The 12,763-nt window shown below is 71.9% G+C and carries 15 protein-coding genes; 7 read left to right on the top strand and 8 right to left on the bottom strand.

The features are described 5' to 3' along the window. The first annotated feature begins 155 nt into the window (after positions 1–155). Both ITJ50_RS08710 and ITJ50_RS08715 read left to right on the top strand, forming a co-directional pair. A complete protein-coding gene (locus ITJ50_RS08710) occupies positions 156–566 on the top strand; it encodes a MarR family winged helix-turn-helix transcriptional regulator (RefSeq protein WP_017886194.1) in 411 nt (136 codons plus the stop codon). A gap of 5 nt (positions 567–571) precedes the next feature. Beyond that, entirely contained in the window at positions 572–1,900 is a 1,329-nt protein-coding gene (locus ITJ50_RS08715; protein WP_323749902.1) for an MFS transporter, read from the top strand. 184 nt (positions 1,901–2,084) lie between these two features. Here the strand turns inward: ITJ50_RS08715 and ITJ50_RS08720 are convergent, their stop codons facing one another. Beyond that, complete coding sequence (locus ITJ50_RS08720; RefSeq protein ID WP_052481681.1) at positions 2,085–2,978, bottom strand: alpha-E domain-containing protein; 894 nt, start codon at positions 2,976–2,978, stop codon at positions 2,085–2,087. 131 nt (positions 2,979–3,109) lie between these two features. On the opposite strand from ITJ50_RS08720, the gene ITJ50_RS08725 reads away from it, so the two are divergent. Beyond that, the gene (locus ITJ50_RS08725; protein WP_031259287.1) at positions 3,110–3,628 is read left to right on the top strand and encodes a MarR family winged helix-turn-helix transcriptional regulator; all 519 of its coding nucleotides are present in this window, start codon (positions 3,110–3,112) and stop codon (positions 3,626–3,628) included. Positions 3,629–3,638: 10 nt separating this feature from the next. Then, positions 3,639–3,842 carry a hypothetical protein gene (locus ITJ50_RS08730; RefSeq protein WP_194590318.1) on the top strand — a complete coding sequence of 68 codons (204 nt, stop codon included), beginning with the start codon at positions 3,639–3,641 and terminating at the stop codon, positions 3,840–3,842. A gap of 48 nt (positions 3,843–3,890) precedes the next feature. Here ITJ50_RS08730 and ITJ50_RS08735 read toward each other — a convergent pair whose 3' ends face one another. The 6 genes from ITJ50_RS08735 to ITJ50_RS17830 all read right to left on the bottom strand — a co-directional run bounded on the left by ITJ50_RS08735 (position 3,891) and on the right by ITJ50_RS17830 (position 10,085). Then, positions 3,891–4,739 carry an NAD(P)-dependent oxidoreductase gene (locus ITJ50_RS08735; protein WP_262160445.1) on the bottom strand — a complete coding sequence of 283 codons (849 nt, stop codon included), beginning with the start codon at positions 4,737–4,739 and terminating at the stop codon, positions 3,891–3,893. A 61-nt stretch (positions 4,740–4,800) separates the two neighbouring features. Then, positions 4,801–5,460, bottom strand: a complete 660-nt coding sequence (locus ITJ50_RS08740) for a M23 family metallopeptidase (RefSeq protein WP_017886200.1) — start codon at positions 5,458–5,460, stop codon at positions 4,801–4,803. Positions 5,461–5,746: 286 nt separating this feature from the next. Then, complete coding sequence (locus ITJ50_RS08745) at positions 5,747–6,091, bottom strand: hypothetical protein (RefSeq protein WP_017886201.1); 345 nt, start codon at positions 6,089–6,091, stop codon at positions 5,747–5,749. Positions 6,092–6,224: 133 nt separating this feature from the next. Next, entirely contained in the window at positions 6,225–6,971 is a 747-nt protein-coding gene (locus tag ITJ50_RS08750) for a lysophospholipid acyltransferase family protein (protein WP_017886202.1), read from the bottom strand. A gap of 87 nt (positions 6,972–7,058) precedes the next feature. Next, positions 7,059–8,927, bottom strand: coding sequence for a DNA helicase RecQ (gene recQ, locus ITJ50_RS08755; RefSeq protein WP_194590319.1), 1,869 nt, complete (start codon positions 8,925–8,927; stop codon positions 7,059–7,061). A 9-nt stretch (positions 8,928–8,936) separates the two neighbouring features. Then, a complete protein-coding gene (locus tag ITJ50_RS17830) occupies positions 8,937–10,085 on the bottom strand; it encodes a CPBP family intramembrane glutamic endopeptidase (protein ID WP_194590320.1) in 1,149 nt (382 codons plus the stop codon). A gap of 36 nt (positions 10,086–10,121) precedes the next feature. On the opposite strand from ITJ50_RS17830, the gene ITJ50_RS17835 reads away from it, so the two are divergent. Then, positions 10,122–11,063, top strand: coding sequence for an EamA family transporter (locus tag ITJ50_RS17835; protein WP_159557380.1), 942 nt, complete (start codon positions 10,122–10,124; stop codon positions 11,061–11,063). Positions 11,064–11,218: 155 nt separating this feature from the next. Here ITJ50_RS17835 and ITJ50_RS08770 read toward each other — a convergent pair whose 3' ends face one another. After that, a complete protein-coding gene (locus ITJ50_RS08770; RefSeq protein ID WP_194590321.1) occupies positions 11,219–11,674 on the bottom strand; it encodes a GNAT family acetyltransferase in 456 nt (151 codons plus the stop codon). Between the two features lie 188 nt (positions 11,675–11,862). On the opposite strand from ITJ50_RS08770, the gene ITJ50_RS08775 reads away from it, so the two are divergent. Next, positions 11,863–12,579, top strand: a complete 717-nt coding sequence (locus ITJ50_RS08775) for a class E sortase (protein WP_017886208.1) — start codon at positions 11,863–11,865, stop codon at positions 12,577–12,579. Beyond that, positions 12,576–12,758, top strand: coding sequence for a hypothetical protein (locus ITJ50_RS08780; protein WP_017886209.1), 183 nt, complete (start codon positions 12,576–12,578; stop codon positions 12,756–12,758). Before ITJ50_RS08775 ends, ITJ50_RS08780 begins: the two co-directional genes overlap by 4 nt. Positions 12,759–12,763: the final 5 nt, after the last annotated feature.

The following is a 12,763-nucleotide window of genomic DNA, read 5'->3' on the forward strand; positions in this document are numbered from 1 at the left end:
TGGGCCTCCCGTCCGACGTTCCTTCCCATCGTACCCGCGCTGGGAAGCGGGAACGGGCGTCCCTGGCCGGGAGAACCGACCATGGACGCCCGTTTCGACCAGGTACACCCGAGAACCAGTTCGTTCGCTGAACTAATGAGCTAGGCTAACGACCGATGACCGACGCCACCGACCTCCGCATCGCGGTGAACCGGCTGTCCCGCACCCTCCGTGCCCAGAAGGCCGACTCGAGCGTCACCGACGCGCAGTTCTCCGCCCTCGCCCGCCTGCACCGCGACGGCGCCATGACCCTGGCCGACCTGAGCCGGCAGGACGGCGTGACCCCACCGTCGATGACCAAGACCATCGCGGTGCTGGTCGACCGGGGGCTGGTGTCGAAGGACGGGCACGGCGACGACCGCCGCAAGGTGCTGCTCGGTGCGACGCCCGCCGGAGCCGCCTTCGTCGAGGAGACCCGACGTCGTCGCGACGGCTGGCTCACCCCGCGACTCGCAGCACTCACCGCCGACGAGCGGACCACCCTCGCCGACGCCACCGAGATCATGAGGAGGCTGGCCCAGCAGTGACCGCCATGTTCCGTTCCCTCGCCGGACGCAACTACCGCATCTGGTTCGCCGGGGCCCTGGTGTCGAACGTCGGCACCTGGATGCAACGCACCGCCCAGGACTGGATCGTGCTGACCCAGCTCTCCGACAACAACGCCGTCGCGGTGGGCATCACGATGGCCCTGCAGTTCGGCCCGCAGCTGCTGCTCCTGCCCCTCACCGGCCTCGCCGCCGACCGGTTCGACCGCCGGAAGATGCTCATGCTCACCCAGGGCCTGATGGGGCTGCTCGGGCTGGGGCTCGGCGTCATGGTCCTCACGCACACCGCCACCCTGCTCGCGCTGTACGGCTTCGCGCTGGCGCTCGGCATCGTCGCCGCGTTCGACGCCCCGATCCGGCAGGCCTTCGTCTCCGACGTCGTGCAGGGCGAGGACGTCTCGAACGCCGTCGCCCTGAACTCGGCGTCGTTCAACGCCGCACGCCTGATCGGCCCCGCGGTCGCCGGTGTGCTCATCGCGGCGATCGGCTCCGGCTGGGTGTTCGTCATCAACGCCGGGTCGTTCCTGGCCGTCCTCGTCGCGCTCCGCTTCGTCGATCCCGCACAGCTCGCCGAACGGGTCCGAGCCGGCCGTGGGAAGGGACAGATCGTCGCCGGCTTCCGGTACGTCCGCACCCGGCCGGACATCGTCGTGGTGCTCTGCATGATCTTCGTCGTCGGCACGTTCGGCGTGAACTTCCCGATCTTCACCTCGACCATGGCGCGGGTCGAGTTCCACCAGGGTGCCGGCGAGTTCGGGCTGCTCAACTCGGTGATGGCGATCGGCTCGGTGCTCGGCGCGCTGCTGTCCGCACGCCGGGACAAGCCGCGGATGCGCACCCTCGTGCTCGCCGCCGGCGGGTTCGGGCTCGCGTGCACCGCCGCCGCCCTCGCACCGACGTACTGGACCTTCGCGATCGTGCTGATGTTCGTCGGGCTCGCGTCGCTGACCTTCATGACGACCGCGAACGCCCTGGTGCAGACCACGACGAAGCCCGCGATGCGCGGCCGCGTGATGGCCCTGTACATGGCGATCTTCGCGGGCGGCACCCCCATCGGCGCCCCGCTCGTCGGTGCCGTCGCCGACGCCTTCGGGCCCCGCTGGGCGATCGTGGTGGGCGCGGCATCGGGCTTCGTGGCGCTCGCGATCGCAGTCGTGTGGCTCGTCCGGTACCAGCGGGTCCGGTTGCGCTACGACGCCGACTCGCGGCTGCACCTCGCGATCACGCACGCCGTGCCGGTGGTCGGCTCGCGCGCGGCGCTCCGCCGCGAGCTGGAACGCGACGAGACGCTCGCCGACCGCTCCAGCGCCGTCTGACGGACCGGCTGACGACCTGCGCGTCGGCCAGCGATCCGCGACGCCACCGACCGTCGGACGGGAGGCCCGTGCCGGCGCCGCCACGGGCCTCCCGTCCGACACGTCCCACGTCCACGGCCGCGGTCGCGGTCGCGGTCGCGACGCACTGACTGGCCCCGTTCCGTCGCGCGCGCGCCCGGTCGGGTCAGAGCACGGGCGCGGACGACGCGAACACGCGCTCGTCGAGTGCCGCGGCGACGCGGTCGGCCGCCGCCGCCAGGCGTTCCCCGACGTCCCCCGCCACGGCGAGCGCGGACTCCTCGGGGATCGCGTCGAGCAGCGCGCGGACCTCGTCGAACGCGGCGACCTCGTCCGCGACGCAGGACGGGGCGACGTCGGCCAGGCACTCGGCCGCGCGGTGCACCGTGAAGCGCAACGACCGCGGGCTGTGCACGTCGAGGAGCAGGAAGGCTGCGGCGTCGGACGGCACCGGCGCGTGGTCACGGCCGCGCAGGAACGCTTCGCCCGCACCGCACGCCCGGAGCGCCGCCGTCCACGAGGTGACCGAGTCCGGTTCGAGCAGCCGGGACGCCAGGAGCCGCGCCGTGGAGGCGCAGCGGGTCAGCGACCGACCGAGGGTGAAGAACTCCCACACCTCATCCCGGCTGGCATCCCCCTCGACGACCCCGATGGCCAGGGCACTGCGCTCCCGCACCCAGCCCAGGAACTCGTGCGCGCGGTCGGGGGCGATCTTCCGGGGCATCCGCGACCGCGTGACGTCGAGGCAGTCCCAGAGCTCGCTCGAGACGACCTCGCGGGCACGGCGTGCGTGGTCGCGGGCGACGGCGACGGCGGCGGCGATGGACGCGGGTTCGTGCCGGTCGAGTGCCAGGGCGTCGACGGTGGCGGCGCGGTCCGGGTCGTTCGCGGGGCCCGTGGTGCCGATGATGCTGCGGAGCTCGGTGGACACGAGCCGGTCGTCGTCGAGGGTGCCTGGTTCCCGGCGGGCGACGTAGACGTCGAGCAACCGTGCGACGACGTCGGTGCGCTCCACCGCGCTCCCCACGTGGAAGACGTTCCCCGCGAGGCGGCTCAGCACGGCTGCTCCTGCATGTCGAGAACCTAACGAGCCGGCGTTGCCGGGGTGTTACGGAACCGCGTCACGGGTGTTGCAGGTGTCCCCTCTCCGCGCTCGCTAGACAATCTAACTAGAGCGTCTAGCATTGGTGCATGACGTCCGAGGTGATGACCAGCACCGCGGGGTACTGGTACGAGGACTCCGCGGTCTCCGCCGTGGACGTCCTCAACGCCCTGCGGCGGTACCGGACGGCCGAGAGCGCAGCGCAGCGCCGTGCGCGTGAAGCACTCGGGATCGGCGAGAACGCACTGCTGGCGATCCGGTTCCTGATCGACGCCGAGCACGACGGCCGCACGGTCAACGCGAAGGACCTCGCCGAGCGGCTCGAGATCACCGCGGCGTCGACGTCAGCGCTCGTCGACCGGCTCGTCCGCAGCGGTCACGTCGAACGGCACGCCGACCCGAACGACCGCCGTGGCGTGATCCTCACCGCCACCGGCACCTCGATGCGGCACGCGCTGCGCGTCATCGAGGAGCTCGACGCCCGCGCGCTCGAGGTCACCGAGCACCTGCCGAGCAACGAGATGGCCGTCGTCGTGGACTTCCTGGACGAGATGGTCCGGGTCGTGGACGAACTCGACGTCACGCCCGACCACTCCCGTCGCGCGTAGCCTGGCCCGCATGGACCCTCGTGGCGAGCACCACCCCGAGGACGACATGCCGTTCGCCGAGCTCGACTTGCGCGCCCGTGCCGACGCCGCACTCCGGCGGATCCAGGCCGGCTCCGATCCGGCACGCGAAGCCTTCGACCTCGCCAACACCATGAACGACGAGGCCGTGGGGCGGATCACGAAACGTGTGCGGCAGTTGTTCCGGCGGGGTTGATCCTCGCCGGCTGACCGATCGGTCGTTCCACCTGCGCGCGTCTGTGCCTCAGAACGCGGTGCCGACCGCGGCGATGTCGTCACCCCCGTGCCCGGCCGCACTGGCGTCGGCGTACACGCGCCCGAGCGCCTCGAGCAGCGTCGTCGACACCCCTGCGGTCCGGGCGGCGTCGGTGATGAGTCCGATGTCCTTCCGCAGCCCGTCGAGAGCGAACTGCGCGGGGAACTCCCGAGCGATCATCGCGGCGCCCTTGGTGTGGGCGTAGGCGGAGTCGCTCGCGCTGCCCTCGATGGCCTGCAGGAAGAGCGCAGGGTCGAGGCCCAGGGCAGCCGCCAGGGCCAGGGACTGCCCGGTCGCCGCGGTGATCGAGGCGATCCAGGCGTTCGCAGCGAGCTTGAGCGCGGTGCCGTCGCCCACGTGGTCGCCAGCGCGGACGGTCTTTGCACCGATCGCGTCGAGCACGGGGTCGACACGGTCGAGCAGGTCCGCCGGGCCGGCCGCGAGCATCGTCAGCTTGCCCTGCTCGGCGGGGGCCTTCGTGCCGAGCATCATCGCCTCGACCAGGGTGATGCCGTACTTCTCCCCCAGCTGCACGACCGTCGCGGTGCCGTCGACCCCGATCGTCGAGGCCTGCACCCACACGGCGTCGGTCGGGGCCTCACCGGCGGCCTGCTCGAGGACGTCGACGACCGCGTCGGTGTCGAACAGGGTGAGCAGGACGACCTCGGCGTGCTCGACGGCACTGCCCGGGTCGGTCGCCACCGTCGCGCCGTGGGCACCGAGGGGTGCGGCCTTGTCGGCGCTCCGGTTCCAGACCGTGACCTCGTGGCCCTCGCGCAGCAGCGATCCCGCCACGCCGGCACCCATCGCACCCGTCCCCAACACCGTCACTCGCACGCGCGTCTCCGTCCTGGCGCGACACCGTGCCGCGACCGTCCCGACGCTACGCCCGACGCCGTCAGAGGAGCCCGCGAGCCTGCAGCCAGGCGGCGGGGTCGATGGGGATGCCGGCCACGATGACCTCGAAGTGCAGGTGGGCGCCGGTCGAGACACCCGTGTTGCCGACGGCCCCGAGGCGGTCCCCCGCGCCGAGGACCTGGCCGCGTCGGACGTCGATCGCCGACAGGTGCCCGTACCGGGTCGCCGTGCCGTCGGCGTGCTGCAGGAGGACCTGGTTGCCGTAGCCGCCGAGGGCTCCCGCGGAGACGACCCGGCCGGGCAGTGCGGCGACGACCGGGGTGCCGATGGGCGCGGCGAAGTCGACACCCTGGTGGTTCGACGAGCAGGCCGCGCAACCGGCGACCCAGCGGCGGCCGAAGCCGCCCGCGTCCGGGACCGAACCGATCGTGGGACGGACGGCACCCCCGGTGGGGTCCGGTCCACCCGGCACCCGGAGCGCCGCGGCAGCACGGCCGACCGAGAAGTCGTCGCGGTCGGCCGCCGGACCAGGGGCGCCGTCGGCGACGAAGTGCTGCATGCCGACCACCGCCGACGTCGCTGCCGACGGGGCCGGAGCGGCGACGGCGATCTGCGGCGAGCCGACCGCCACGAACAAGCACGTGACGGCGGTCACCGCCCCGGCGGGCAGGGTCCGTCGGGCGCGGACCCGGATGGACACGAGGCCGCGAAGACGACGGGCAGGAGCAGCGGTCGGGGCGGGCTGGGTGTTCTGGGTTCTTCGGGTGTTCTGGGTTCTTCGGGTGTTCTGGGTTCTTCGGGTGGAAGCCGGGGTGACGGGAGGGGACACCGCCACCCCGGCGGCTCGGAGGGTGCCCCGGTGGGCACCGTGTCGTGCACGGCGCCGTGGGGACACCGTCGGTCGGGCTGCGGCGCGACGCTCGGCACCGCGGGGACGACCGGGCAGGCCGTCGTCGAGGGTCGTCATCGCGCGGGGGCCGACCCGGTCAGACGCGGACGACGCCGTCGCGGGCGATGCGGTCCAGCTCGCACACGACGGCGTCGACGACCGCACGGGTGATCGCGTCGGCGACGGTCTCGACCAGGACGAGGTGCTCAGGGCGGATCGTGACCTCGGTCACCAGGGCCGACGCCACCCGCACCGGGATCTCGTCGATCGCGGCGACGAGTGCCGCCGGGACCAGGGTGGAGTCACCCGGACGGACGGGCGCGGACAACGGCGAGGTCGGCACCGGGGTCACGACGGCGCGCGCCGGTACAGGAGTGGTGGACGGAACGTCGGCCTGATCGCGACGCTGGGCGATGGAGTCGAAGAGCGGGGTGGAGGACATGCTGCGGACGGTCCGATCTGTTCTCGTGGCTGGTCGTTCTCGGGCGACCGGCGATGGGGACGTGCCGAGCGGCACGCCCCCATTCAACCATCGATATTTCAGATGTGCAATAGTGACCGGACAGTCGAAGCGCTCAGTCGGGATCGACGGCGGCCGCGGTCGGGTCGTCGGGCTGGAGTGCTCGTCGGACCCGCTCGACGATCGTCGCGGGCGGGTTGTTGTAGGCGTTCGCCGGTTCCTGGCCACTGAGCTCCTGGATCGCCGCCATCACCGCATCGGTCGCATGACGCCGGGCACGACCGGACGATGCCTCGCCGAAGGACGACAGGTCGATCGGTCGGCCGAACTCGATCGTCACCCGGGCGAGCTTCGGCAACCGTGACCCGACCGGCTGCACGTCCTCGGTGCCACGCAGCGCGACCGGCACCACAGGGGCACCGCTCGTCAACGCCAGCCACGCGACCCCCGTGCGGCCCTTGTAGATCCGGCCGTCGAGCGACCGCGTGCCCTCGGGGTAGATCGCGAACGCCTCGCCCTCCTGCAGCCGTGCGAGGCCGAGGTCGAGAGCCTGCTGGGCCGCCGCGCCCGCACCGCGCTCCACCCCGATGGCGCCGATGCCGCCGAAGAACGCCCGGGACACCGCTCCCTTGAGGCCGGTCCCCGTGAAGTACTCCTGCTTCGCCAGGAACGACACCTTGCGCGGCGCCATCAACGTGATCGCCGGCGAATCGATGAAGGAGCGGTGGTTGCTCGCCAGGATCACCGCACCGCGCTTCGGGACGTTCCGACGACCGATGATCTTCGGGCGCCACAGCATCCGGGCGAGCGGGGTCACGACCGCACGGCTGAGCACGGTGGCGAACTTCGTCGAACCGGACACCGGACCTCCTCGTGGTGACGAGCTACCGAGTGTAATGAGGCGCACGGCAGGCACATGCCCGGAACGGCATGCAGTGGCGGAAGGGGCTCAGTCGGCCGCGGCGACGACGTCGAGGACCGCGCGCCCGTACCGTTCGAGCTTCGCCGCACCGACCCCGGAGATCTCGCCGAGCTGATCGATGTCGGCCGGACGAACGGCGGAGATGCCCCGGAGCGTCGCGTCGTTGAACACCACGTACGCTGGGACGCCCTGCTCGCGGGCCTGGGCTGCGCGCCAGGCACGCAGGGCCTCGAACAGGCCGACGGCTTCCTGCGGCATGTCGGTGACGACCGTCCGTCGGCTGCTGCGGCCGGCCCGCGGCGCCTTGACCGGGTCGCGACGCATGCGCACCTGCACCTTGCCGGTCAGGACGTCGGCGCTGGTGGGGCTGAGGACGACCGTGCCGAAGCCGTCGCCCGACACCGCGGCGTAGCCCTGGGCCAGCACCTGCCGTGCGACGGCACGCCACTCGCCCTCGGACAGGTCGGCACCGATGCCGAAGGTCGCCAGCGTGTCGTGTTGGAGTTCCTGCACGCGGGGCGACCGCTTGCCGATCAGGATGTCGACGAGGTGCGAGACGCCGTACCGCTGGCGGCGCTCACGCTCGAGCCGCACCACGGTGGACAGCAGCTTCTGCGCGGGGACGGTGCCGTCCCACGACTCCGGCGGCGCGATGCACGTGTCGCAGTTGCCGCACGCCGTGCTCTCCTGCCCGAAGTACGCGAGCAGCCGCACCCGGCGGCACTCGATCGTCTCGCACAGGCTGAGCATGGCGTCGAGGTGGGCGCTGAGCTGCCGGCGGTGTGCGGCGTCGCCCTCGGACTGGTCGATCATCCGCCGCTGCTGCACGACGTCGTTCAGGCCGTACGCGAGCCACGCGGTGGCCGGCAGCCCGTCACGACCCGCACGGCCGGTCTCCTGGTAGTAGCCCTCGACCGACTTCGGCAGGTCGAGGTGCGCCACGAACCGGACGTCGGGCTTGTCGATGCCCATGCCGAACGCGATCGTCGCCACCATGACGACGCCGTCCTCGCGCAGGAACGTCGACTGGTTGCGGGCGCGCACCCGGGCGTCGAGGCCCGCGTGGTAGGGCAGGGCGTTGATACCCTGCTCGGCCAGGGCGGTCGCGGTGCGCTCCACCGAGTTGCGGGACAGGCAGTACACGATGCCGGCGTCGCCGCTGTACTCCGTGCGGATGAAGGTGAGCAGCTGCTGCAGCGCGCCGGTCTTCGGTTCGATGCGGTACTGGATGTTCGGCCGGTCGAAGTCGGCGACGAAGTGTGCCGCGTCGTCGAGGCCGAGCCGTGCGGAGATCTCGCGGTGGGTCTGCGGTGTCGCGGTGGCGGTCAGGGCGATGCGCGGCACCGTCGGCCACCGCTCGTGCAGGACGCTCAGCTCGAGGTAGTCCGGGCGGAAGTCGTGCCCCCACTGCGCGACGCAGTGTGCTTCGTCGATGGCGAACAGCGAGACGCGCGCCCGGTCGAGGAGCGCACGGGTGGACTCGAGCCGGAGCCGCTCGGGCGCCAGGTAGAGCATGTCGACCTCGCCCTGCACCACGGCACGCTCGACCCGGGACCGTTCGTCGGGGCCCTGCGTGGAGTTGAGGAACGCGGCCCGGACGCCGTTGGCTGCCAGGGCGTCGACCTGGTCCTGCATCAGGGCGATCAGCGGCGACACCACGACCCCGACGCCGTCGCGGACGAGCGATGGCACCTGGTAGCAGAGGGACTTGCCACCACCGGTCGGCATGAGCACGAGGGCGTCACCACCGGTCACCACCTGGTCGATGATGGCGGCCTGCTCGCCGCGGAAGTCGTCGTAGCCCCACACGCGGTGCAGCACCTCGAGCGCGGCGGCACGGGGTGCGGAACCGGCAGCGGGAGCAGGCACGGCAGCGGGCGCGGGCGTGGTGCTCATGCCACGAGCCTACGGGCGACCGGCGACAGCCACCGCACTGTCCACAGCACCGTCCGTGCCGGACTCGCCACGGTGGTCGGTACCGGCCACGTCGTCGGCGCGGGCCGGCGTGGTCGCCCAGCCCGTGCCTCCAGGCCGGGTCCAGCGGACGCCGCCCGCCCAGGCCGGGGTCACACCGCGGAACCGGGGCGCCTCGTGCCCGGCGAACCGGCGGTCCAGCCCCCGCCACCACGCCAGGAACTCGACCATGCCCCAGAAGGCGAGCGACGTGACGAGGGTGGTGAGCGTGCCCTGCCAGGTGCCGTTCGCGTCGGACGAGGTCAGGTCGATCGCCGACCAGCCGGGCGCCTGCAGCACGAAGATCATGATGTTGTTGAACGCGTGCTGCAGGACCGTGGCCTCGAGCCCGCCGGTCCGCAGGACGATGATCGCCGCGATCAGGCCGAACGAGCCGACGTCGAGGATGCCCCAGACGTTGTAGCCGTTCGGGATGTGCAGCAGCGCGAACACGACCGTCGAGACCGCCACGGCGATGACCGTGCCGACACGACGCGGGATCCACGACGCGATCGTCTGCATGAGGAAGCCGCGGAAGATGTACTCCTCGGCGGCGCCCTGGAACGGGACGAGCAGAACGACGAGCACAATCGTCAGGGTGAGGGTGCCGAGCGAGACCGTCGACTGCCCGATGGCGTCGTGGTTCCAGGCGAAGCCGCCGTCGGTCGTGATCATCCCGCCGTCCCAGAACAGACCGGTCTGCAGGACGAACATCGCCGCGGCGATGACGAGCGTCGGCAGCAGGCACCATGCCGTCCAGGCCCACCGGACCCGGAACCGGGTCGACGACAGGATGCCGGCCGGTCCGATCCGCGCGATCTTCACCGCGAGCAGGATGCCCGGCAGCAGGACCACGAGCGAGACGAGCGACAGGGACAGGATCAGCGGGTCGGTGGGGTCGAGCGTGCCACCGGCCAGGTCGTCCTGCAGGTCGATCAGGGCCTGCGGCCCCTGCGTCGCGCCGATCGGGACGAAGTACGCGACCGCGATGACGATCTGCGACACGACGTACCACCCCACCAGGAACGCAAGGGCGACGAGTGGCCGCCACCACCTCCACCGTCCGTCGATCCGGGGCAGGCGCTGGTAGGGAACACTCACGTCCCGCAGGCTACCGGGCCAGGCAGGATGGGAACCGTGCTCACTGTCCTGTTCGGCCTGTCCGGCGCGGTCGTCTACGGGTTCGCCGACTTCCTGGGCGGACTCGCCTCGCGCCGGGTCCGCCCGGTCGTCGTCACGGCGGTGGCCGCCGCGATCGGGATCCTCCCGCTGCTCGTCGGGCTGGTCGTCGTCGGAGGCGTGTTCTCGTGGCCGGCCGTGGCCTGGGGTGCGGTCGCGGGGCTCTCCGGCGGCGTCGGCGTGCTCCTGCTGTACGCGGCACTCGCGATCGGGCCGATGAGCGTGCTCTCCCCCGTCACCGCCGTCTTCGCGGCCGTCGTGCCGGTGCTCGTCGCGGTGCTGCGCGGCACGGTGCTGGCGCCCGTGGCCACCGGCGCGCTCGTGGTCGCGGTCGTCGCGGTGGTCCTGGTCGCGGTGGTGCGGGACGCCTCGGGCGCGCGGCTGACCGCCCGCGGGGTGGTCGCCGCCGCCGTCGCCGGGTGCGGCTTCGGCGGGATCGTGCTGGCCTACGACATGACGCCGTCCGACTCGGGCGTCGCACCCCTCGTGGTCGCGCGGGTGCTGCAGGCAGTGCTGCTGGGTGCGGCGGCGATCATCGTCGTGCTCCGGACGGTCGTCGTGCCGCCGCCGGGAGGCCCGGTGCCCGCTCCGACGTCGGCCCGCCCCGACGGGGCTGCCGCGGCCCCCGGGCGTAGACCGGGTCGCGCATGGGGTCCACGGCTGCTCGTCACCGTGGCCGCCTGCGGCGTCTTCGACGCGATGGCGAACGTGTTCATCCAAGCCGGGCTGCACAGCAGCGACGACCCGGCGACCCTGCCCGTCGTGAGCGTGCTGAACGCGCTCTACCCGATCGGCACGGTGGTGCTGGCCGGGGTCGTACTGCGGGAGCGGTTGACCGCGCAGCAGTGGATCGGCATCGTGCTGGCGTTCGTCGCGTCGGTGGCGCTGGCGCTGGCGTAGCGCGCGGGTCGCGGCGGGGCCGGGCGGGCCGGGCACGGTGCCGAGTCGTTCGAACCGTGCGAGGTTGACCGCCCGGTGCGGACTTGCAGCACCGCACCGAGCCGCCAACGCCGCACCGGATGAGCGAACCCGCACGGTGCGACGGGCGTGAGCGGTCAGACGTCGGGGATCAGGCGCTTGCCGAGCGAGACCGTGCGGTCGTCCGTGTAGCCGAGGGACGCGTAGAACCCGAGCACCTGCTCGTTGCCGGCACGCACCTGCAGGTTCAGCTTCGGGCAGCCGAGGTCGGTCAGGAGCCGCTCGAACTCGGCCATCAGGGTGCGACCGAGGCCGGAGCCCTGCAGGTCCGGGCGCACGGCGAGGTAGTTCACCCAGCCGCGGTGCCCGTCGAAGCCGGCCATGCCCGCAGCGACGACACCGGCGTCGGTGTCGGTGCCGCGCTCGGGCTCGGGCTCGGGCTCGGCGACCAGGAAGAGCTCGGGCTGGACGGTCAGCTTGCGGGCGATGTCGCGGCGTGGGTCGTTCCAGGGTCGGACGAGCCCGCACGATTCCCACAGGGCGACGACCGCGTCGGTGTCCTCGGTGCGGAAGGGGCGGATCCGGTACTCCATGGGCCCCACGTTAACGGGGGTGGGGAGAAGGTCGTCACCGACCTGTCGCCGTGATCTGATAGACCTGTCCGACCACCCAGCCGATCAGGAGCCCCGTGACCGCAAACGACACCCTCCCGACGCGCCGCAGCGCACGGGACGACGCAGCCGGTTCGCGGTCCCGGCGATCCCCCCGCAGACGGCAGACGGTGGGCGGCGCGATCGTGTCGCTCATCGCCGAGTTGCTCATCATCGCGGGCGCCGGCACCGGCCTGTACGTCGTGTGGACGGCCTGGTGGACCGACGTGGTCGCCGTGAACGAGCAGACGAAGCTCGTGCAGGGCCTCGACCAGGTCAAGACCCCCAAGGTCGAGGGCACCGAGCACCGCGGCACCGCTCCCGTGCTCGCCGAACCCCCGGCGTTGTCGGACGTGTTCGGGACGATGCAGATCCCCCGGTTCGGCAAGGACTACAACCGGCCGATCGGCGAGGGCACCGATCGTGAGAAGGTCCTCAACACCATCGGACTCGGGCACTACCAGGACACCGCGATGCCCGGCGCTCCCGGCAACTTCGCCGTCGCCGGACACCGTGTCACCTACGGCAAGCCCCTGAACCAGATCGCGGAGCTCAAGAAGGGCGACTCGGTCGTGGTCCGGGTCACCGACGCGAAGAAGAAGTTCGACGTCTGGTACGTCTACAAGGTCACCGACAGCCAGATCGTCACGCCCGACAAGATCGAGACGATCGCGCCGGTGCCGAACAAGCCGGGTGTGGAACCGACCGCCCAGGACCGCTGGCTCACGCTGACCGCCTGCCACCCGATGTGGTCCGCGGCCGAACGGTTCGTGACGCACGCGAAGCTCGACTACTGGATGCCCGCTTCCGAGGGCACCCCGAAGGAACTCTCGGAGACCGTCAAGTGATCTTCCCCCTGGTCTGGCGGCTGCTGCCCGGCCCCACCGCCCTGAAGGTGCTCGAGCTGCTCGTGCTCCTCGTCGCCATCGTCTTCGTGCTGTTCCAGTGGGTGTTCCCCTGGATCGCGGCCGACATCCTGCCGCCGCCGGACGGCACGGTGGAGTCGACGCCGACGCCGACCCCGTAGACCGC

This window comes from Curtobacterium sp. VKM Ac-2889 (genome assembly GCF_015350855.1).
Lineage (GTDB): Bacteria > Actinomycetota > Actinomycetes > Actinomycetales > Microbacteriaceae > Curtobacterium > Curtobacterium poinsettiae.

What these genes read in the sequence shown, in the direction of transcription:
- ITJ50_RS08710 (WP_017886194.1), top strand. Translation starts at nt 156, where the DNA reads ATGACCGACGCCACCGACCTCCGCATCGCGGTGAACCGGCTGTCCCGC.
- ITJ50_RS08715 (WP_323749902.1), top strand. Translation starts at nt 572, where the DNA reads ATGTTCCGTTCCCTCGCCGGACGCAACTACCGCATCTGGTTCGCCGGG.
- ITJ50_RS08725 (WP_031259287.1), top strand. Translation starts at nt 3,110, where the DNA reads ATGACGTCCGAGGTGATGACCAGCACCGCGGGGTACTGGTACGAGGAC.
- ITJ50_RS08730 (WP_194590318.1), top strand. Translation starts at nt 3,639, where the DNA reads ATGGACCCTCGTGGCGAGCACCACCCCGAGGACGACATGCCGTTCGCC.
- ITJ50_RS08745 (WP_017886201.1), bottom strand. Translation starts at nt 6,091, where the DNA reads ATGTCCTCCACCCCGCTCTTCGACTCCATCGCCCAGCGTCGCGATCAG.
- recQ (WP_194590319.1), bottom strand. Translation starts at nt 8,927, where the DNA reads ATGAGCACCACGCCCGCGCCCGCTGCCGTGCCTGCTCCCGCTGCCGGT.
- ITJ50_RS08770 (WP_194590321.1), bottom strand. Translation starts at nt 11,674, where the DNA reads ATGGAGTACCGGATCCGCCCCTTCCGCACCGAGGACACCGACGCGGTC.